The organism is Stenotrophomonas sp. Steno-C15, from assembly GCF_056393265.1.
Genome location: NZ_JBWJPF010000002.1, coordinates 24,247 through 45,511, shown reverse-complemented (window position 1 = coordinate 45,511; position 21,265 = coordinate 24,247). Strand labels below are relative to the sequence as shown.

18 protein-coding genes are annotated in these 21,265 nt (G+C 66.7%); 15 read left to right on the top strand and 3 right to left on the bottom strand.

The window, feature by feature from the left end; translation table 11 throughout:
- Positions 1–55 precede the first annotated feature (55 nt).
- From AC06FB_RS02150 to AC06FB_RS02135, 4 genes are all read left to right on the top strand, one after another.
- Positions 56–547, top strand: a complete 492-nt coding sequence (locus tag AC06FB_RS02150) for a hypothetical protein (protein WP_053517314.1) — start codon at positions 56–58, stop codon at positions 545–547.
- Between the two features lie 132 nt (positions 548–679).
- Positions 680–961, top strand: a complete 282-nt coding sequence (locus AC06FB_RS02145) for a YfhL family 4Fe-4S dicluster ferredoxin (RefSeq protein WP_053517316.1) — start codon at positions 680–682, stop codon at positions 959–961.
- Positions 958–2,688 (top strand): gamma-glutamyltransferase, encoded by a 1,731-nt coding sequence (gene ggt / locus AC06FB_RS02140; protein ID WP_197600423.1) that lies wholly within the window; start codon positions 958–960, stop codon positions 2,686–2,688. Before AC06FB_RS02145 ends, ggt begins: the two co-directional genes overlap by 4 nt.
- A 121-nt stretch (positions 2,689–2,809) precedes the next feature.
- Positions 2,810–3,697: an MBL fold metallo-hydrolase gene (locus tag AC06FB_RS02135; RefSeq protein ID WP_053517318.1), complete on the top strand. Its 888-nt coding sequence runs from the start codon at positions 2,810–2,812 to the stop codon at positions 3,695–3,697.
- Positions 3,698–3,749: 52 nt separating this feature from the next.
- On the opposite strand, the gene upp is transcribed toward AC06FB_RS02135, so the two are convergent.
- A complete protein-coding gene (upp, locus tag AC06FB_RS02130; RefSeq protein ID WP_053517320.1) occupies positions 3,750–4,382 on the bottom strand; it encodes a uracil phosphoribosyltransferase in 633 nt (210 codons plus the stop codon).
- Positions 4,383–4,593: 211 nt separating this feature from the next.
- Between upp and AC06FB_RS02125 the strand changes: the two genes are divergently transcribed.
- The 6 genes from AC06FB_RS02125 to AC06FB_RS02100 all read left to right on the top strand — a co-directional run bounded on the left by AC06FB_RS02125 (position 4,594) and on the right by AC06FB_RS02100 (position 12,549).
- Complete coding sequence (locus AC06FB_RS02125; RefSeq protein WP_478053383.1) at positions 4,594–7,107, top strand: TonB-dependent receptor; 2,514 nt, start codon at positions 4,594–4,596, stop codon at positions 7,105–7,107.
- Entirely contained in the window at positions 7,107–8,219 is a 1,113-nt protein-coding gene (locus tag AC06FB_RS02120) for an NHL repeat-containing protein (protein WP_461289603.1), read from the top strand. The genes AC06FB_RS02125 and AC06FB_RS02120 overlap by 1 nt, the downstream gene beginning before the upstream one ends.
- Positions 8,216–9,580 carry a purple acid phosphatase family protein gene (locus AC06FB_RS02115; RefSeq protein WP_478053332.1) on the top strand — a complete coding sequence of 455 codons (1,365 nt, stop codon included), beginning with the start codon at positions 8,216–8,218 and terminating at the stop codon, positions 9,578–9,580. Before AC06FB_RS02120 ends, AC06FB_RS02115 begins: the two co-directional genes overlap by 4 nt.
- A 10-nt stretch (positions 9,581–9,590) precedes the next feature.
- The gene (locus tag AC06FB_RS02110) at positions 9,591–10,211 is read left to right on the top strand and encodes an inorganic diphosphatase (protein ID WP_065174967.1); all 621 of its coding nucleotides are present in this window, start codon (positions 9,591–9,593) and stop codon (positions 10,209–10,211) included.
- An 85-nt stretch (positions 10,212–10,296) separates the two neighbouring features.
- The gene (locus tag AC06FB_RS02105; RefSeq protein WP_478053331.1) at positions 10,297–11,712 is read left to right on the top strand and encodes a cryptochrome/photolyase family protein; all 1,416 of its coding nucleotides are present in this window, start codon (positions 10,297–10,299) and stop codon (positions 11,710–11,712) included.
- Positions 11,713–11,853: 141 nt separating this feature from the next.
- Entirely contained in the window at positions 11,854–12,549 is a 696-nt protein-coding gene (locus tag AC06FB_RS02100; protein WP_053517326.1) for a YiaD family glycine zipper/OmpA-like lipoprotein, read from the top strand.
- A gap of 112 nt (positions 12,550–12,661) precedes the next feature.
- On the opposite strand, the gene AC06FB_RS02095 is transcribed toward AC06FB_RS02100, so the two are convergent.
- Entirely contained in the window at positions 12,662–13,387 is a 726-nt protein-coding gene (locus AC06FB_RS02095) for an SDR family oxidoreductase (protein WP_253118834.1), read from the bottom strand.
- Positions 13,388–13,509: 122 nt separating this feature from the next.
- Between AC06FB_RS02095 and AC06FB_RS02090 the strand changes: the two genes are divergently transcribed.
- Positions 13,510–14,406 (top strand): LysR family transcriptional regulator, encoded by an 897-nt coding sequence (locus AC06FB_RS02090; RefSeq protein ID WP_053517329.1) that lies wholly within the window; start codon positions 13,510–13,512, stop codon positions 14,404–14,406.
- An 18-nt stretch (positions 14,407–14,424) separates the two neighbouring features.
- Here the strand turns inward: AC06FB_RS02090 and AC06FB_RS02085 are convergent, their stop codons facing one another.
- Positions 14,425–15,456: a LysR family transcriptional regulator gene (locus AC06FB_RS02085; RefSeq protein WP_065174970.1), complete on the bottom strand. Its 1,032-nt coding sequence runs from the start codon at positions 15,454–15,456 to the stop codon at positions 14,425–14,427.
- 147 nt (positions 15,457–15,603) lie between these two features.
- Here AC06FB_RS02085 and AC06FB_RS02080 point away from each other — a divergent pair, with 147 nt between their 5' ends.
- The 4 genes from AC06FB_RS02080 (at position 15,604) to AC06FB_RS02065 (ending at position 21,209) form a co-directional block, all read left to right on the top strand.
- A complete protein-coding gene (locus AC06FB_RS02080) occupies positions 15,604–15,831 on the top strand; it encodes a hypothetical protein (protein ID WP_053517540.1) in 228 nt (75 codons plus the stop codon).
- Positions 15,828–16,598: an SDR family NAD(P)-dependent oxidoreductase gene (locus tag AC06FB_RS02075; protein ID WP_478053330.1), complete on the top strand. Its 771-nt coding sequence runs from the start codon at positions 15,828–15,830 to the stop codon at positions 16,596–16,598. The genes AC06FB_RS02080 and AC06FB_RS02075 overlap by 4 nt, the downstream gene beginning before the upstream one ends.
- Before the next feature lie 89 nt (positions 16,599–16,687).
- Complete coding sequence (locus AC06FB_RS02070) at positions 16,688–17,911, top strand: efflux RND transporter periplasmic adaptor subunit (RefSeq protein ID WP_478053329.1); 1,224 nt, start codon at positions 16,688–16,690, stop codon at positions 17,909–17,911.
- Positions 17,912–18,038: 127 nt separating this feature from the next.
- Positions 18,039–21,209: an efflux RND transporter permease subunit gene (locus AC06FB_RS02065; protein ID WP_053517457.1), complete on the top strand. Its 3,171-nt coding sequence runs from the start codon at positions 18,039–18,041 to the stop codon at positions 21,207–21,209.
- The last annotated feature ends 56 nt before the right edge of the window (positions 21,210–21,265 follow it).

Below are 21,265 nucleotides of genomic sequence, written 5' to 3'. Positions count from 1 at the left end.
CCGCCGTACCCGCACCCCTTACGTACAACACCACGCACCATTCCGGGAGGAAACCATGAACACCACCATGCGCGCGATGCTGATCGCCTCGTTGGCCCTGGCCTTCACCGCCTGCAAGAAGGAAGAGGCCGCTCCGGTCGACGAAGCCAAGCAGGCGCTGGTCGCCCCGTCCAAGGACGACGACGCAGGCTGGAAGAAGTACCTGCAGGAAGTCGCCATCCAGAACATGGGCAACATCTCCAACAGCCCGTTCCTGTACTACCTCTCGCCGGAATCGGACCCGGACTTCCAGGCCAAGTACGAGCGCCAGACCGAGAGCGCGACCCAGGCCGTGGCCCGTGGCGTGCAGCCGGGCAACATGCTGGCCTTCGGTTCGTCGGCCTCGGGCAAGATGGCGGACATGATCCAGGCCGTGTTCAAGGACGTGTCGCCGGATTCGATGAAGGGCGTGCGCGTCGTCTTCATCGGCCAGTCGGCCGACAACGCCCGCGTGCAGGCGGCCGTGCAGCCGACCGGTGCCGAGTACATTTTCGTCGAAGCCAAGTAAGACCGAGCCGTGGCGGCCACGTTGCAACGTGGCCCGGGTGGCGCCTGTAGCGGGCGCCACCGATGACCTGACCGGCCCGCGCGCCCGCGCTGGCCGGTCCTTTGTCCCAAGGCGCGGGCGAGGAGTATCGCCATGTCGCTGAAAATCAATGAGCTCTGCGTCAACTGCGACGTCTGCGAGCCGGCCTGCCCGAACCAGGCCATTGCGATGGGTGAAACCATCTACGTGATCGACCCCGCCCGTTGTACCGAGTGCGTGGGCCATTTCGACGAGCCACAGTGCGTGGTCGTCTGCCCGGTCGAATGCATCGATCCGGACCCGGAGATCGTGGAAACGGAAGACCAGCTGCTGGCCAAACTGCGCCGGCTGCAGCACGATCATCCCGAACTCTACGCGGAGCCCCCATCCGAATGAAGACGCTGCTCGCCCGTCCCGTGTTGCTGCTCGGCCTGTTGCTGAGCCCGCTTGCCTGGGCCGATGCGCCGGCCCGTGCCGAACGTCCCGATGGCGCTGCCATTGCCAGCGGCCACGCGCTGGCCACCCAGGCCGGCGTCGACATCCTTGCGCAGGGAGGCAACGCGTTCGACGCCGCGGTGGCGGTGTCCTCGACGCTGGCGGTGGTCGAGCCGATCAGTTCCGGCCTGGGCGGTGGCGGCTTCTTCCTGCTGCATGATGCGGCCACCGGCAAGGACGTGATGCTGGATGCGCGCGAGACCGCGCCGGCTGCTGCCACGCCGCAGGCCTTCCTCGACGGGAAGGGCAACCTGGACCGCGACCGCTCGGTCAACGGCGCCTGGTCGGCGGGTATCCCTGGCCTGCCTGCGGCGCTGGTGGAGCTTTCGGCCCGGCACGGCAGGCTGCCCCTGGCGGTTTCGCTGCAACCGGCCATCCGCATCGCCCGCGACGGCTTCCCGGTGTACGAGCGGATGGCCAAGGGCTATGCCTCGCGCCGCGAGGTGATGGAGCGTTACCCCGGGACCCGCGAGGTGTACCTGCGCAACGGCAGGCCGATCGCCACCGGTGATGTGTTCCGGCAGCCGGAACTGGCGCAGACGCTGGAGCGGCTGGCGGCAGGTGGCTTCGATGGCTTCTACAAGGGCCAGACCGGCAAGCTGCTGCTGGCCGGAGTGAAGCAGGCCGGTGGCCGCTGGACCGCCGAGGAGCTGGCCGGCTACCGGGTGAAGCAGCGCGAGCCGATCGTCTTCGACTACAACGGCTGGAAGATCACCACGGCGCCGCCGCCGTCGTCCGGTGGCATCGCCCTGGCCAGCATGCTGCAGATCCTCGAAGGCTGGGACATCAAGCAGATGGATCCGGCGCACCGCGCCCATCTGGTAGTCGAATCGATGCGGCGCGCCTACCGCGACCGCACGTTCTTCCTGGGCGATCCGGACTTCGTGCAGATCCCGCAGAAAGTGCTGACCAGCAAGGATTACGCGCAGGGCCTGCGTGCCACCATCCATCCGGAGAAGGCCACGCCCAGCGACCTGCTGTCGGGCAATCCGACGCCGCTGGAGGACGACGAGACCACCCATTTCTCGATCATCGACCGTGATGGCAACCGCGTCGGCGCCACCCAGACCGTCAACCTGCTGTACGGCTCGGGCCTGATACCCAAGGGCACCGGTGTGCTGCTGAACAACGAGATGGATGATTTCGCGCTGAAGCCGGGCACGCCCAATGCGTTCGGCGTGATGGGCTACGAGGCCAACGCACCGAAGCCGGGCAAGCGCATGCTCAGCTCGATGACGCCGACCTTCATGGAGAACGCCGACAAGGTCGTGGTGCTGGGCACCCCCGGCGGCAGCCGCATCATCACCATGGTGCTGCTGGGCATCCTCGGTTACGACGCCGGCCTGGACGCGCAGCAGGTCGCCGCGCTGCCACGCTACCACCACCAGTGGCTGCCGGACCTGATCGAGGCCGAAGACAACGCGTTCGACGCGGCCACCGTGAAGCAGCTGCAGGCGATGGGCCACAAGATCGATCTGCCGGGGAATGTCGCCGCCGGTGGCCGCGGCTCCAGCCACGTCTGGGGCAATCTGCAGACGGTGGAATGGGATCGCAGGAGCAACCGGTTGTTCGGCGGCAGCGATCCGCGCAACCCGGTCGGCAGCGCCCAGGTGGTGCCCGGCAGGTAACGGCCGGGATCGCCGGGTCACCATCCGGCCGACGGTGAGCCGCAGCGCCCTGCCCGCAACGGCAGGGCGCTGCAGTTTCGTTCTAGCGATTATTTAACGGCCTGCCGACGATAATCGGCGCATGAAACTCTGGTCGATTCGTGGTAACTCGCAGCGCCTCGACGGCGGTGCGATGTTCGGCAACGCACCCCGTGCGTTGTGGGAAAAATGGGCGGCACCGGATGAGCTGAACCGTATCGAGCTGGCATGCCGCGCGCTGTTGGCCAGCCCGCTGGAAGGCAAGACGGTCCTGTTTGAAACCGGCATCGGCGCGTTCTTCGATCCGCGCATGCGCGAGCGCTATGGCGTGCAGGAAAGCCAGCACGTGCTGATCGATTCGCTGCGTGAGGCGGGCTTCGAACACGAGGACATCGACGTGGTGGTCCTCAGCCACCTGCACTTCGACCACGCCGGCGGCCTGCTGGCAGCATGGAGCGAGGGGCGCGAGCCCGAACTGCTGTTTCCCAATGCCACCTATGTGGTCGGTGCACAGCACTGGCAGCGCGCACTTCAGCCGCACCCGCGCGACCGCGCCAGTTTCATCCCGGAGCTGCCCGGGCTGCTGCAGGCCAGTGGGCGCCTGGAAGTGGTCGACGGCGAGTTCTCCCGGGCGCTGGGGAGCAGCGTGCGTTTCAGCTACAGCGATGGTCATACGCCGGGGCTGATGCTGGCCGAGATCGTCGGCCATGGGCATGCAGGCGAGGTCGCGCGCGGTGGTGTGGTGTTCTGCGCTGACCTGATTCCGGGGCGCTCGTGGGTGCACGTGCCGATCACCATGGGATATGACCGCAACGCGGAACTGCTGATCGACGAGAAGCGGCAGTTCCTGGAGGACAAGCTGGCGCGCAACGTGCATCTGTTCTTTACCCACGACCCGCAGGTCGCACTGGCCCAGCTGGGTCGCGACGACAAGGGGCGTTTCGTGACCCTGCACGAGCAGGGTGAACTGAAGGCGCGCGCGCTGGGGTGAGTGCCGGGGTCGGAGCCCTTTCTGCGAAAGGGATCTGACCCCGTCGCACCGGTCAGCCGACGCGGGTGCCGAAGATGCGGTCGCCCGCGTCGCCGAGGCCCGGCAGGATGTAGCCCTTTTCGTTGAGCTGGGCGTCGATTGCCGCCGTGTAGATCTCCACATCCGGATGCGCTGCCTTGACCGCGTCGATGCCCTCCGGAGCGGCGACCAGGAAAATGCCCTTGATGCGTCGCGCACCGGCCCGCTTGAGCATGTCGATGGTGGCGATCAGGGTGCCGCCCGTGGCCAGCATCGGGTCCAGGATCAGCGCATCGCGCTCTTCCAGGCGCCCGGTGAGGCGCTCGAAGTACGGCACCGGCTGCAGGGTTTCCTCATCGCGCTGCAGGCCGACCACACTCACGCGGGCGGCAGGGATCAGCGACAGTACGCCGCTGAGCATGCCCAGGCCGGCCCGCAGGATCGGCACCACGGTGATCTTGGCGCCAGCGATGCGCTGCACGGTCACCGGACCGGCCCAGCCGGGCAGGGTGTGCGGCTCGGTGTCCAGGTCAGCGGTGGCCTCATAGGCCAGCAGCGTGCCCAGCTCGTTGGCCAGTTCGCGGAAATCCTTGGTGCTGAGCGCGGCGTTGCGCATCAGGCCGATCTTGTGCTGCACCAGCGGGTGGCGCACTTCGACGATCTTCATGGTCGGAAAGGGGGGAAGGGAGAGGCGATCATTCTGCCGGATCGGGGTGCGGAACCCCAAACGGAGCGCAGCCAGCGGGCGCGGATCGAGGGCGTCTGTCATGGCCATGCAACCTTGCGGACATACCGTCCAGACCCATTCTTAACAGGAATGGGGATTCCCAGTGCATATCAAGACTCCGTTGGCCGTTGCCATCACGCTGACCCTGGCGATGGGGGCCAGCGCTCCGCTGCAGGCCGCCGCGCAGCAGACGGTCGCCGCCACGGGGGCAGCGGCGGTCGATGCGATCGACCTGGACCGCGTCGAGGTGCGTGCGCAGCTCGAATCGCAGATCCGCGCGGTCGATCTGAAGCGCAGCAGCGACGCGATCGAAGACGCCGTGTCTTCCGACGCCCTTGGCCAGTATCCGGACAAGAACGTGGCCGAATCGCTGCAGCGTCTACCCGGCATCAGCGTCACCCGCGACCAGGGCGAAGGCCGTTTCGTGGTCATCCGGGGCCTGGACGCCAACCTCAACAGCGTCAGCGTCGATGGAATCGCCGTGGGTACGCCGGAGGACTCCAGCCGCGCTGCACCGCTGGATGTCATTCCCTCCGACTCCACCGAGCGGCTGCGCGTAGTCAAGTCGCCGACCCCGGACATGCCCGGCGACGCGATCGGCGGTGCGGTCCTGGTCGAATCGGCCTCGGCATTCGATCGCGACGGGCGCAGCCTGCGTGCCAAGATCGAAGGCAGCCACCAGCAGCTCTCGGGCGAAACCAGCCCGAAGGCCGCCTTCAACTACAGCGAAGTGTTCGCCGATACGTTCGGCATCGCGCTGGGCGTGAACTACCAGAAGCGCAGGTTTGAATCGGACAACACCGAAGTGGAGTACGACGGCGAGGATGATGCTGCACCGGGGGATGTCACCGCGATCAACCTGCAGCACCGCAAGTACGAGATCGAGCGCAAGCGCATCGGCGCCAACCTCAACCTGGACTGGCGCCCGAATGAAGACAGCAAGTACTACCTGCGCACGTTGTACAGCCAGTTCGACGATGCCGAGACCCGCCAGCGGGTGATCTTCAATTTCGACGATGCCGACATGGTGCGCACCGGCACCGACCAGTACCGGCTAGATGACATGCCGGGCGATGCGATCGACAAGCGCATGCGTTACCGCACCAAGAAGGAGAACACCTTCGCAGCCAGCCTCGGTGGCGAGAACCGGCTGACCAGCGCGGTGGTCGATTACCGTATCGGCTACACCCGCACCGAGGAGCGGGTGAACGACGAGATGGAGGCGCGGTTCACACTGGATGGTGATGACTTCAACGGCACCCTGGACCAGCGCAGCCGGCTGCCGACCTACAGTTTCGACAACCCGCAGTGGCTGGACAACGGCAACTACGCCTTCGACCGCTTCGTGCTTTCGCCCAAGCAGGTCAACGACAAGGAGCACAGCGCGCAGGTCAACGTACGCTTCGACGGCGACAGCAGCAGCCTGAAGTTCGGCCTGCTGGGCCGCTGGCGCGACCGCGATGTCAATACCGACGAGCGTGAGCTGCGGGTGGGCCCGAAGGTGGCACTGTCGAGCTGGACCACGTCGGCCCCCGAGCATCGCCATGGCAACCTGGGCGATGGCATGGATTCGGCGGCGATGCGGGCCTACTGGGCGGCCAATGGCAGCCAGTACAGCGCCCGGCCGCAGGATGCCGGCGCCAATGCCCTGGCATCGCTGGAAGAGGACTATGTGGCCAGCGAAGACATCTTCGCCAGCTATGCGATGGGGACCTGGGATATCGGCGCGCTGCGCATCATCGGCGGCGCACGCGTGGAGAACACCCGTTTCAAGGCGGTGGGCAACCAGGTCGAGGTGGCGGCCAACGGGCGCAGCTTTACCGTCACCCCGCGCGTGGCCAACAACAGCTACACCAATGTGCTGCCGGGCCTGCATCTGCGCTACGACGCAGCCGATGACTGGGTGCTGCGCGCCTCGGCCAACAAGACCGTCTCGCGCCCGTCCTTCGGCGACGTTTCGCCCCGTGTGGGCTACAGCCGCGGCGACGAGGAAGTGCGGCTGGGCAATCCCGAGCTGGATCCGTACGAGTCGAAGAACATCGACCTGTCGGTGGAAAAGTACATCGGCAGCACCGGCATCGTTTCGCTTGGCCTGTTCCACAAGTCCATCGACGGCTATATCGTGGAAACCGTGCGTACCAATGATCCGGACTACGACGGCTTCGACGTGACCCAGCCGATCAATGGCCGCAAGGCCACGGTACGCGGCGCCGAGTTCAACTGGCAGCAGCAGCTGGCCTTCCTGCCGGCAGGCTTCGACGGTCTTCTGGTCGGGGCCAGCGGCACCTGGCTGGATACCGAATTCGATGCCGGCATCGCGGACCGTGCCGGCGAGGACTTCACGCTGCCGCGTGCCTCCAAGCACGTGTACAGCGCGCACGTCGGCTACGAGAAATATGGCCTGAGCACCCGCCTGGCTGCGGTGTACCGCAGCGAATATCTGGACAGCATCGGCAAGGGCCGTGCATTCGACATCTACGTGGCACCCAACACGCAGCTCGACTTCTCGCTGGATTATCGCTTCAGCCCGCGCGTCAGCCTGTACTTCGAGGCGCAGAACCTGCTGGACAAGCCGTTGGAGCTGTACCAGGGCACGCGCTCGCGCACGCTGCAGATGGAAGAATATGGCCGCACCTATGCGTTGGGCCTGAAGGTGGCGCTGTGATGGGGCGGCACATTCCGGGGCTCGTGGCAGCGATCGCAACCGCGCTGGTCGTGGGCTGCACGCCAGCGGCCGACCGTGCGCCGGCGGCACATGCGGCGTCGCCGACGCCTCCGGCGCGCACGGTGGCCACCGTTGCCGAGGCGTTCGTCTCGCCACTCACGCCCGCCGACAACATCGATTCGCCCGCAACCTGGCGCACGCCGGACGGGCAGATCTGGCTGATCGCCACCGCCAAGGCCACCGACAAACTGGTGGTGTATGACGGCAGCACCGGCCGTCACCTGCGCGACGTCGGTGCCACCGGTACCGGCCTGGGACAGTTCGATCGCCCCAATGGCATCGCCGTGACCGACGACCTGCTGTGGATCGTGGAACGCGACAATCACCGGGTCCAGGTCCTGTCCCTGCCGGACTTCATACCACTGGCGACGTTCGCTGCCGAAGATCTGCGCAAGCCCTATGGGCTGTGGGTCGATCGCAGGGCGGACGGCTACAGCGTCTACGTCACGGACTCCTGGGACAACGGCGAGGACGCACAGGGCCGCGACATCCTGCCGCCGCTGGCGGAACTGGACAAGCGCGTGCGCCAGTACCACGTTTCCCGCGACGGCGCGAAGATCGACGCGAAGCGCATCGCCGACATCGGCGACACCAGTGAGGCCGGTGCGCTGCGCGTGGTCGAATCGATCTGGGGCGATCCGGACAACGACCGTCTGCTGATTGCCGAAGAGGATGAGAGCTACGCCAGCGAGTTCAAGGTCTATACGCTGGCAGGCCGCTTCACCGGCACCACCTTCGGCCGTGACGTGTTCAAGGCGCAGGCCGAAGGGGTGACCCTGCGGACCTGCGGCAAGGACGGCTGGTGGATCACCACCGAGCAGGGCAAGCAGCGCAGCGTGTTCCATCTGTTCGATCGGCACACGCTGAAGCCGGTCGGTGCCTTCCAGGGCAATACCGTGGCCAACACCGATGGCATCTGGCTGATGCAGCAGCCCAGCACGCGGTTCCCGCACGGTGCGCTGTATGCGGTGCATGACGATCAGGGCGTGGTCGCCTTTGACTGGGAAAGCATTGCCAGGCAGCTGGCGCTGCCGCTGGAGTGTGGCGCATGAGGCGGCACAGCACGCGCGCGTTCGTCGCCAGCCTGCTGCTGGCCCTGCCTCTGCTGGTCACCGCGGCGGTCGAACCCAACACGCAGGTGCCTGCGGGCAGCCGCCACTATGCGGCATCGCCACTGCCGGATCGTATCGTTGCTTCGCCCTCGGCCGACCCCAGCCACGGATTCGCCGTAGCCTGGCGTACGGATGGCAGCGTACAGGCGCCACTGCTGGAGATCGCGCGTGCCGGCGATTCGCCGGCCATCGAAGGCATTCGCGCGCTGCGCGCGACCACGCAGGCGCTGCAGACCGAGAACGGCCTGTCGCACCATCACCGCGTTGACATCGATGGCCTGCAGCCGGATACCGCATACATCTACCGTGTGCAGGGCAGGGCAGGCTGGAGTGCATGGAACCAGCTGCGCACGCTGGCCACCGCCGGGCAGCCGCTGACGCTGCTGTACTTCGGCGATACCCAGAACAAGAATCTCAGTCACGTCAGCCGAGTGATCCGGGCCGCGCAGAAGGCGGCACCGGACGCTCGCCTGAGCCTGTTCGCGGGTGACCTGGTCAGCGGCGGCGACGGTGTGGACGACAGTGAATGGGGCGAATGGTTCGCCGCCACCGGCTGGCTGGCGCAGGAAACACTGGTGGCGCCTGCCATCGGCAATCACGAGTATTTCGAGGAGTTCGAGGACACTCCGCAGGAACGCCGTGTGCTGGGCCGGCACTGGCCGGTGACCTTCGCACTGCCGGGCAATGGCGCCGCTGCCGCGCAGCAGACCAGCTACTGGTTCGATGCGCAGGGCGTGCGCGTGGCGGTGCTTGATGGAACCTCGGCACTCGATCTCGGCACCGCCCAGGCCCAGGCACACTGGCTGGACAAGGTGCTGTCCGGCAATCCGCAGCCGTGGACCATCGTACTGCTGCACCAGCCCTTCTACTCGCCGCGCGAAGGCCGCGAGAACGCCGCATTGCGTGACGTGCTGCTGCCGGTGGTGCGTCGTCACCAGGTGGATCTGGTGCTGCAGGGGCACGACCACACCTATGGCCGCCGTGGCGAAGGACAGGCCGCCACACCACAGTACGTGGTGACCGTGGCGGGACCGAAGCAGTACCGTCTTTCCGATGAAGCCCGAAGGACGATGGCCCCGGTGGCCGAGGACACCCAGCTGTTCCAGGTGCTGCGCATCGATCCGCAGCACCTGCGCTATGAGGCGCGCACGGTGACCGGGCAGCTGTACGATGCTTTCGAGCTGCGCCGCGACGCCAGCGGGGGCAAGCAGCGCACGGAGCTGACCGACGGCCGCATCACGCCACGCGACTGCCCGCGCGCGCAGACTGCCAAGGGTCGCGCCGACCGTTGCTGGGAATAAGGAGACGCCGATGACCATGCCCCGACGCATCGTTCCTCTTGCTGCCATCGGTGCCGCCCTGCTGTTGCTGGCCGGTGCGGTGGCCGCCGCTGATGCGGTGCTGCATCCGTTCCTGGCGGCCCAGCCGCAGCAGGCACCGCAGGAGGTGAACCTGGCCGTGGAAATTCCCGCTGGCAGCTTCACCAAGTATGAGATCAAGGACGACGGGCTGGTCCACGTCGACCGCTTCCAGTCGATGCCGGTGGCCTATCCGGCCAACTATGGTTCGATGCCGCGCACGCTGGCGGGCGACAACGATCCGCTGGACGCGCTGGTGCTGACCCGTGAGCCCCTGCATCCCGGCGTGATCATCCGCTTCCGCCCGATCGGCTATCTGAAGATGATCGATGGCGGCGAACATGACGAGAAGGTCATCGGCGTGCCGACCGACAAGGTTGATCCGAGCTATGCAGGCGTCCGCGATCTGGCCGATCTGCCGGAGATCGAGCGGCAGCGCATCGAGGCGTTCTTCCGCGTGTACAAGGATCTGCCAGCCGGACGCAACCCGGTGCAGCTGCAGGGCTGGGGCAACGCGGCCGAGGCGCGTACGCTGATCCGCGAAGCCATGCAGCGTTTCGACGCCGGGAAGTAGTCCGGCTGCGGACGGCGTTGCACCCCTGCGCGGTCTTCACCTGTGCTGGCTATCATGGCCGCCTTCCACAGCAAAGGCGGTGCACGTGTCGGTAGCGTTGGTCTGGTTCCGTCGCGACCTGCGGCTGCAGGACAATCCGGCCCTGCAGGCCGCACTGGATGCGGGGCACGATGTGGTCCCGGTGTACATCCACGCGCCGCACGAAGAAGGCGAGTGGGCCCCGGGAGCGGCATCCAACGCGTGGCGTCATCGCTCGCTTGCCGCGCTGGATGCGGATCTGCGTGGCCGCGGTTCTTCCCTGGTGCTGCAGATCGGCGACAGCCTGCCGGTGCTGCAGGCACTGATCGCACGGACCGGTGCCACGGCGGTGTACTGGAACCGCAAGTACGAGCCCGCCACCCAGCCACGTGATGCCTCCATCAAGCGCACGCTGCGCGAGCAGGGCATCGATGCGCAGAGCTGCAACGGCAGTCTGCTGTTCGAGCCGTGGGACATCGCCACCCAGCAGGGGCAGCCGTACAAGGTGTTCACCCCTTACTGGCGCAACGTGCTCAGTCACTGGCGCCTGCCCGGGCTGCAGGCGGCGCCCGCGGCACTGGCAACGCATGCCGTCGAAGGCGAGTCGCTGCAGGCGCTCGGGCTGGCACCGGCGCTCGGCTGGGACGAGGGCTTCTGGGAGCACTGGCAGCCGGGAGAGGCCGGCGCGCTGGAGGCGCTTTCGGTGTTCGAGGACGGCGCGCTGCGAGGCTATCGCGCGCAGCGCGACCTGCCGGACCGGGTCGGTACCTCGCGGCTGTCACCGCACCTGCACTTCGGCGAGATCGCGCCCTGGCGCATCGCCCAGGCGCTGGAAGGGTTGCGCAGCGCCGGCACCGACGCCGACATCGACGGTTACCTGCGGCAACTGGGCTGGCGTGACTTCGCCTACCACCTGCTGCATCACTTTCCGGAGACCCCGACCGGCAGCCTCAACCCGCGCTTCGACCGCTTTCCATGGGCCACGCCCAGCGCCGGTCAGCTGCATGACTGGCAGCGCGGCAACACCGGTGTACCGATCGTGGATGCCGGCCTGCGCGAGCTGTGGCATACCGGCTACATGCACAACCGGGTGCGGATGATCGTCGCCAGCTACCTGTGCAAGCACCTGCGCGCGCACTGGTTGCATGGCGCACGCTGGTTCTGGGACACACTGGTCGATGCCGACCTGGCCAACAACACGATGGGCTGGCAGTGGGTGGCCGGTACCGGTGCGGATGCAGCGCCTTACTTCCGCGTGTTCAATCCGGTCACCCAGGCCGAAAAGTTCGATCCTCAGGCGCGCTACATCACCCGCTGGGTACCGGAACTGGCGGCGCTGCCGGTGAAGGCGCGCTTCGCGCCGTGGCAGCATCCGCAGTGGCTGGCCGAGCACGCGCCGGAGTATCCGCGCAGCCCCCTGGTGGATCTGGCCGCCGGCCGGGATGCAGCGCTCGCCGCCTACCGCCAGTCGGGAGCGGGGTAAAGCGCCGCCGCGGGGTTCCAGACAGCTAGCTGAACAAGGGCCTGTCGAGCGGCGTGTTCATCATCCCGGCATCGCGTCCTGCTGTTTATCCTCTGGGCGGCCCGCAAGCCGCCGGCCCGACCGGAAACCAAGGAGACCATCATGATCCGCAACACCACCCGCAATGTCGCACTGGCCCTGATGAGCGCGGCCGTCCTGTCGGCCTGCGCCACCGGCGGTTCCTACGTGCAGAGCGATCAGTACGGCAACCCGACCGAGCAGCAGAACCGGACCGGTCGCAACGCGCTGATCGGTACCGCCATTGGCGTGGCCGCCGGCCTGCTCAGCGGCGACAGTGCGACCGAGCGCCGCCAGCACGCGCTGATCGGTGCAGGCATCGGCGCGCTCAGTGGCGCGGCCGTGGGCCAGTACCAGGATCGCCAGGAACGCGCGCTGCGCGAGCGCACTGCCAACACCGGCATCGATGTGCAGCGCCAGGGCGACAACATCATGCTGAACCTGCCCGACGGCATCACCTTCGATTTCGGCAAGTCGGCACTGAAGCCGCAGTTCTACGGCGCGCTCAACGGCGTGGCCGGCACCCTGCGTGATTACAACCAGACCATGATCGAAGTGGTCGGCCATACCGACAGCATCGGCAGCGATGCGGTCAACAACCGCCTGTCCAAGGAGCGCGCCGATTCGGTCGCCCAGTACCTGATCGGGCAGGGCGTGCAGAGCGTGCGTATCGAAACGCTGGGCGCCGGCAAGGCGTACCCGATTGCCGACAACAGCACCGATGCCGGCCGTGCCAAGAACCGCCGTGTTGAAATCCGCGTGATTCCGCTGCAGCAGTAACGCGCGGCGCGTGCGTGCAGGTCCGGCGCAGCCGGAACGGGAATGCCGCCCTTGCAGGCGGCATTTTCGTTGGCGGCGATGCGCGGCGCCTAGCGCAGGAACGGCGGCCGGGTCATGCTGCGGCCGTCGGCCGCACCACGATCTCGTTCACGTCCACGTCGTCGGGCTGCTCGATGGCGAACCGCACCGCGCGCCCGATCGCATCCGGCTGCAGGGCGATGGCGCGATAGCCGACCATCATTTCGGCGGCGACCGGGTCGGTGATGCTGTCCGCAAGCTCGCTTTCCACCACGCCGGGGTGGATGCAGGTGACCCGCAGCTCGCGGTGCTCCTGGCGCAGGCCCTCCGAGATGGCGCGTACCGCGTGCTTGGTGGCGCAGTAGACCGCAGCGGTCGGTACGACCGACAGCGCGCCGATGGACGCGATGTTGATGATCTGTCCGCGGCCGCGTGCGCACATATGCGGCAACACGGCCGCGATCCCGTGCAGTACACCGCGGATGTTGACGTCGATCATCCGGTCCCATTCGTCCACCTTCAGCGATGCCATCGGCGACAGGGGCATCACACCGGCATTGTTGACGATCACATCGAGGGCGCCGAACTGCTCCAGGGCCGAAGCGGCGAACGCTTCGACCTGCGCGCGCTGTGTCACGTCCAGCGCATGCACGCGTACGTCGGCGCCGTGCTGGCGCAGTTCATCCGCCAGTGCCTGCAACCGTTCGAGGCGGCGCGCGCCGAGCACCAGGCGCGCGCCGGGCTGCGCCAGCGAGCGGGCGATGCCGGCGCCGATGCCGCTGGAGGCACCGGTGATCAGGATGGTTCGGGAATGGCTCATGGCAGGTCTCCAGAAGGGCTAGGGGGAAATGCCGGGTCGTGCCCGGTGCAGTCACGGTAGACGGCCTGCTTCGTCGCGATAAGATGGCGGCTGCTGACTACCTTGTATAGATCCGCTAACCAATGTCCGTCGATCTCAATGCCCTCGCGGTGTTCCAGCGGGTAGCCGACTGCAGCAGCTTCACCGCGGCGGCCCAGCAACTGGGCGTGACCCGGTCGGCCGTCAGCCAGACCATCGCCCGGTTGGAACAGTCGCTCGGTGTCGCTCTGGTGCTGCGCACCACCCGCAGCGTCAACCTCACCGATGCCGGCCAGGCGCTGCTTGCGGCGGTCAGACCCGCCCTGGCTGAGCTGGGCAGCGCCGTGGAGTCCACGCTACGTCGCGGCAGCACCCTCAAGGGCCAGCTGCGCCTGGCCGTGTCCTCCATTGCCGAGCATTTCCTGGCCGGTCCCCTGCTGGCCAGCTTCGCCGCCCGGCACCCGGAGCTGCAGCTGGACATCACGGTGACCGATGAGGAGTTCGACATCGTCGAGGCGGGTTTCGACGCGGGCGTGCGTCTGGGCGAGGTGATCGCCCAGGACATGGTGGCGATTCCGGTGTCCGGCCGGCAGCGGCAGGTGGTGGTGTGCACTCCGCGGTATGGGCAGCAGCACGGCATGCCCAGACACCCGCGCGAGCTGCCCGGGCACCGTTGCATCGGCTGGCGCGCCGCACCACGCAAGGCGCCCTATCGCTGGGAATTCGAAGAGCGCGGACGCGAGTTCAGCGTCGATGTGCAGCCGGAGATCACCAGCAATGACATGGCCACGATGACCCGCCTGGCATTGGCGGGCGCCGGGCTGGCCTTCGGCATGGAGGACACATGGCGCCCGTGGCTGCAGCGTGGGGAACTGGTCAGCGTGCTGGAGCCGTACTGTCCGTGGTTCGCAGGGTTCTTCCTGTATTACCCCAGCCGGCGCCAGGCCGAGCCGAAGCTGCGGGCACTGATCGAGCATCTGCTGGAACAGCGCGCCGCATGACGCCGGGCAGGCCCCGCTTCACGCCGCCGGCGCGGCCACCTTCTCCAGGATCCGCTTGCCGCTGATCTCAAGCGCGGCATCTTCCTGCTCCTGCTGCTGCCGCGCCAGCTTCGCGCCAGGGCACTGCGCCAGCATGTAATTGGCGTCGAAGTTGAGCTTCTCCACCAGGAAGTCGACGAATGCGCGCACCTTCGGCGAGACCAGGCGGCCGCCGGCAAAGACCGCGTTGAAATCCACCTCCGGACCTGTCCACCCGGCAAGCACGCGACGGACCATGCCTGACTCGACGAACGGCTTGGCCATCACATCGCCGGTCAGCAGCAGGCCTTCACCGCACACCAGCGCGCCGTTGAGCGCGGACATGTCGTTGGCCGTCATCAGCGGCGTCACCGGGAAGTCACGCAGTTCCCCTCCGTTCTCGCCCAGCTGCCAGGTAAAGCGCGGTGAATTGCCAGTGTGGTAGGGCTTGCGCATGGCCAGGATGCGATGGAACTGAAGCTCTTCCGGGTGCAGTGGTTCGCCGTAGCGCTCGATGTAGGCTGGGCTGGCGAACACCTGCGTGCGCAGGCTGCCGAGCTTGCGTGCGACCAGGTTGGAATCGGGCAGGGCGCCGACGCGCAGGGCCAGATCGGCTTCACCGGCGATCAGGTCGAGCTTCTCGTTGCCCATGTGCATGTCCAGGCGGATTTCCGGGTACTGCGCATGGAACTGGCCCAGCAACGGCGCGATCCAGGTGATGCCGATGGAGTAGGGCACAGTGAAACGCAGCCAGCCGCGTGGGCCGGACTGCAACTGGCTGACCGCGCTCTCGGCTTCTTCCAGCTCGCGCGCGATGCGCTGGCAGTGCTCGTGGTAGATCGAGCCCGCCTCGGTCAGGCCAAGACGGCGCGTGGTCCGGTGCAGCAGGCGCGCGCCCAGCCGCGTCTCCAGCTCCTGCACCTTGCGGCTGACAGTGGTCTTGGGCAGGCCGAGCGCTTTGGCAGCTGCGATGAAGCTGCCCTGCTCGACCACTTTGACGAAGATCAGCGTTTCATTGAGATCGTGGGACATGGTCGGGAGTCCTGGACGTCGGGGGTGGGACAATCGTGACAGATCGATTGGACCGGGAACGGGATGATTATTCCCCTTAATCAGGACTAATCAAGTAAAGGTTTGAGGTCTATCGTGGCGCCATTCGTGAAATGGAGTCCCCCCGCCATGAGCCTGCGCAACATTCTTGCCCGTTTCCGGCATGCCGGCCAGAACGCCCTGGATCTGGCGATGACCGTTGAGATCCGCCCGAGTTCCTTGGTGCACAAGGATTTCCGTGAGTTTACCGCGCCCATGCGGCAGCAGCGTGGCGGTGCCATCCGCTTGGCGCCGCAGAAGAGCGATCGACTGCGCCGAATCGGGACTATCCCGGATTTGGGAGGAAATGTCCCGTGAATGGGATTCTGATGCCCGAAGTCCTGGTCCTCGGCGGAACCGGTGCGGTCGGCCAGGGCGTGGTCGGTGCGCTGCTGGAAGCCGGCAGCCCGGTGCTGGTGGTCGGCCGCGATCCAGGACGGCTGGCGTCGCTGGAAGCGCAGTTCGCCGATGAGCCCGGCCTGCAGACCATGCTGGGTTCACTGGCAGACGACGGTTCGGCGCAGGTCCTGGCCGAGCGCGTCGCGCAGCGCCCGCGGCCGTTGGCGGCGGTGATCGCGGCCATGGGCGGTCCTTACAACCGTGGCCGGGTGATGGACCGCAAGGGCGACGAACTGCTCGGCGCACTGCAGGCCGACCTGATGCCCCATGTGCATGCGGTACGCCACCTGCTGCCGCTGCTGCGTGACAACGTGCATGCGCGGCGCTACGTGATGATCGGCAGCCCTGCCGGTCTCAAGCCCTGGGCCGGCTACGGCGAGACCTCGATCACCACCGCCGCCCTGCGCATGTACGCACAGGTGGTGCACCAGGAAGCACAGGCGGTCGGTGTCCGCGCGCAGATGCTGGAGGTGTGCAGCCCGGTGTGTACACCGGCCAACGCCGCCAACGCCTGCATCGAGTGGCCGAGCTCGCTGCTGGTCGGCCGGCGCGTGGTGTCGCTGCTTGATGGCTGCCGCGACAACCGCGCCATCGTTCGCTGCGACAGCAGCGATGCGGAACTGCCGCGGGGCATGCTGCGACTGGAAGTTCCACCACCGTGGCGCGACGCCGTCGGTGTCGCTTGACCTTGACCTTGGTTGAGGTTGCAGCATACGCCGCACTTTCTGATAGCCATTCTCATTAGCTGTACCACCCCTCCGTACGGATGCATGCCATGACTTCCCCCAAAACCACCCCACATCGTTTCGGCCATCGCATTGCGATGGTCGGCGTGTCGATCCTCGCCGCGGCGGTGCTCGCTGCCTGCAGTGGCGGCCATGCCGAAGAAGCCGGTGCACCGCCCCCGCCGCAGGTCAGCGCAGCGCCGGTGCTGGTCAAGCAGATCAGCCAATGGGACGAGTTCAGCGGCCGCATCGAGGCGGTGCAGAGCGTTGAACTGCGTCCGCGCGTGTCCGGCTACATCGACAAGGTCAACTACGTCGAAGGCCAGGAAGTGAAGAAGGGCGATGTGCTCTTCACCATCGACGCGCGCAGCTACCAGGCCGAGTACGATCGCGCCGCCGCTGAACTGGCCCGCGCCCGCACCCAGGCAACCCTGGCCCGCAGTGAATCGGAGCGGGCCAAGCGCCTGGCCGAGCAGCAGGCGATCTCCACCGAGACCGCCGAGCAGCGTCGCGCTGCGGCAGACCAGTCCGGCGCAGCCGTGCAGGCCGCGCAGGCGGCACTGGATGCTGCCCGGCTCAACCTGGAGTTCACCAAGGTGCGTGCGCCGATCGACGGCCGTGCCGGCCGCGCGATGGTCACCGCGGGCAACCTGGTCACCGCCGGCGACAGCGCCAGCGTGCTGACCACGCTGGTCTCGCTGGACACCGTGTTCGTCTACTTCGATGCCGACGAAAGCACTTTCCTGCGTTACGCGCAGATGGCACGCAAGGGCGAGCGCCCGAGCGAGCGCGACAGCGACCTGCCAGTGAAGGTTGGCCTGTCGGGTGAAGAAGGCTACCCGCACGCGGGCAAGGTCGACTTCCTCGACAACCAGGTTGCACGCAGCACCGGCACCATCCGCGTGCGTGCGCTGCTGGACAATGCCGACCGGCAGTTCACCCCGGGGCTGTTCGCCCGTGTGCAGCTGCTGGGCAGTGGCCAGTTCCAGGCGATGCTGATCGACGACAAGGCTGTGCTGACCGACCAGGACCGCAAGTACGTGTACGTGGTCGACAAGGATGGCAAGGCCCAGCGCCGCGACATCCGCCTTGGCCGCACGGCGGAAGGCCTGCGCATCGTCGAGCAGGGCCTGTCCGCAGGCGACAAGGTCATCATCGATGGCGTGCAGAAGGTCTTCATGCCGGGCATGCCGGTGCAGGCCAAGGCGGTGACGATGCAGCCGGCTGCGGCCGCCGCACCAGGTCGTGATGCCACTGCTGCGCTGAACCGCTGATCCGCCGTCTCCTGATCCGAGTTTCCGCTTAGCTGCCGGCGCCAGCGGCGGCCTTCCCTGCCTTCGTCATATCGGCGAGGGGCAGGGTGGCTGTTGCCCGCCGGCGGCATTTCCCAGGAATTCCTCCATGGACTTTTCCCGTTTCTTCATCGACAGGCCGATCTTCGCGGCGGTACTGTCGATCGTGATCTTCGCCGCAGGCCTGATCACGATTCCGATCCTGCCGATCAGCGAGTACCCGGAAGTGGTGCCGCCGTCGGTGGTCGTGCGCACGGTCTATCCGGGCGCCAATCCCAAGGTCATCGCCGAAACCGTCGCCACGCCGCTTGAAGAGGCGATCAACGGCGTCGAGGGCATGATGTACCTCAAGTCGGTCGCCGGTTCCGACGGCGTGCTGCAGATGACCGTCACCTTCCGCCCGGGCACTGATCCGGACGCGGCGGCGGTGAAGGTGCAGAACCGTGTGGCGCAGGCGCAGGCACGCCTGCCCGAGGACGTACGCCGGCAGGGCGTGACCACGCAGAAGCAGTCGCCCACCTTCCTGATGGTCGTGCATCTGACGTCGCCCAATGGCAAGTACGACACCCTGTACCTGCGCAACTACGCCCGCCTGCACGTCAAGGACGCGCTGGCACGCATTCCCGGCGTGGGCGACGCGCAGATCTTCGGTGGTGGTGACTACGCCATGCGCGCATGGCTGGACCCGGACAAGGTTGCTTCGCGCGGCCTGACGGCCAGCGACGTGGTGCGTGCCATGCGTGAGCAGAACGTGCAGGTCTCTGCGGGTCAGCTCGGCGCCGAGCCGCTGCCGAACAGCCAGTTCCTGACCCTGATCAATGCCCAGGGCCGCCTGCGCAGCGAGCAGGAGTTCGGCGACATCGTGCTCAAGAGCGGTGTCGACGGCGAGATCGTGCGCCTGTCCGACGTTGCCCGCCTGGAACTGGGTGCTGGCGACTACACCCTGCGCTCGCAGCTCGACGGCAAGAATGCGGTGGGTATCGGCATCTTCCAGTCGCCCGGTGCGAATGCACTGGAGATTCGCGACAAGGTCATCGCCACGATGGACGAGATGCAGAAGACCATGCCCGCCGACGTGAAGTACGAAGCGGTGTACGACACCACCATCTTCGTGCGTGATTCGATCAAGGCGGTGGTCTCGACCCTGCTTGAAGCGATCGCCCTGGTGGTGCTGGTGGTGATCCTGTTCCTGCAGACCTGGCGCGCGTCGATCATTCCGCTGATCGCGGTTCCGGTGTCGGTGGTCGGTACCTTCGCAGCGCTGTACGTACTGGGCTTCTCGATCAACACGCTGAGCCTGTTCGGCCTGGTGCTGGCGATCGGCATCGTGGTCGACGACGCGATCGTGGTGGTGGAGAACGTTGAACGCAACATCGAAGAAGGTCTGTCGCCGACCGCAGCCGCCCACCAGGCCATGCGTGAGGTGTCCGGCCCGATCGTTGCGATCGCACTGGTGCTGTGCGCGGTGTTCGTGCCGATGGCGTTCCTGTCGGGCGTCACCGGTCAGTTCTACAAGCAGTTCGCTGTCACCATCGCCATTTCCACGGTGATCTCGGCGATCAACTCGCTGACCCTGTCGCCGGCCCTGGCCGCCCGCCTGCTGAAGGCCCATGGCGCTCCGAAGGATGGCCCGAGCCGTCTGATCGATCGCCTGTTCGGCTGGGTGTTCCGCCCGTTCAACCGCTTCTTCAAGTCCAGCTCGGAGAAGTACGAGCGCGGCGTGGCGCGCATCCTTGGCCGCCGCGGCGCTGTGTTCGTGGTCTACGCGATCCTGCTGGTCGGTACCGGTGTGATCTTCAAGCTGGTGCCGCCGGGCTTCATCCCGACCCAGGACAAGCTGTACCTGATCGCGGGCGTGAAGCTGCCGGAAGGTTCGTCGATCGCACGTACCGATGAAATGCTGCGCAAGGTCGCCAAGATCGCCCAGGAAACCGACGGCGTGGCGCATACCATTTCGTTCCCGGGCCTGAACGCGCTGCAGTTCACCAACACCCCGAACACCGGTGTGGCGTTCATTCCGCTCAAGCCGTTCAACGAGCGTCATGGCCGGACCGCGGCGGAGATCAACGCCGAGATCAACCAGAAGATCGCAGGCCTGCAGGAGGGCTTCGCGTTCGCGATGATGCCGCCGCCGATCCTGGGCCTGGGCAACGGCAATGGCTACCAGATGTTCATCGAGGACCGCGGCAACCTGGGTTACGGCGCGCTGCAGAATGCCGTGCAGGCGATGCAGGGGACCGTTGCACAGACCCCGGGCATGGCCTTCCCGATCAGCAGCTACCAGGCCAACGTGCCGCAGCTGGATGCGGAAGTGGACCGTGTGAAAGCGAAGGCGCAGGGCGTGCAGCTGACCGAGCTGTTCGACACGCTGCAGACCTACCTGGGTTCGGCGTACGTCAACGACTTCAACCAGTTCGGCCGCACGTGGCAGGTGATCGCCCAGGCGGACGGCCCGTTCCGTGAGAGCGTCGAGGACATCGCCAAGCTGCGCACCCGCAACGACCGCGGCGAGATGGTGCCGATCGGTTCGATGGTGACCATCAAGCAGACGTTCGGCCCGGACCCGGTGCTGCGTTTCAACGGCTACCCGGCAGCGGACCTGGCCGGCGAAGCCGACCCGCGCCTGCTGTCCTCGGCGGAAGCGATGAACAAGCTGACCGAGATTGCCGGGCAGGTGCTGCCGGTCGGCATGGCCACCGAATGGACCGACCTGAGCTACCAGCAGGCCACCCAAGGCAAGGCCGCGTTCATCGTGTTCCCGGTGGCGATCATGCTGGCCTTCCTCGTGCTGGCCGCGCTGTACGAGAGCTGGTCGCTGCCGCTGGCGGTGATCCTGATCGTGCCGATGACCCTGCTGTCGGCTCTGTTCGGCGTATGGCTGACCGGCGGCGACAACAACGTGTTCGTGCAGGTGGGCCTGGTGGTGCTGATGGGCCTGGCATGCAAGAACGCGATCCTGATCGTCGAGTTCGCCCGTGAGCTGGAGATGGGCGGCAAGGGCATCGTCGAGGCCGCGCTGGAAGCCTGCCGCCTGCGCCTGCGCCCGATCGTGATGACCTCCATCGCGTTCATCGCCGGCACCGTGCCGCTGGTGCTTTCGCATGGTGCGGGTGCCGAGGTGCGCTCGGTGACCGGTATCACGGTGTTCGCTGGCATGCTGGGCGTCACCCTGTTCGGCCTGTTCCTGACCCCGGTGTTCTACGTTGCCCTGCGCAAGTTCGTCACCCGCAACGGCGGTGGCCAGCTGGTGCAGCACGGCGAGCCCACCATTCATCACTGATACGGAACCCCGTCGCCGCCGGTCGATGATCGGCGGCGGCTTCTCCCTCCAAAGGC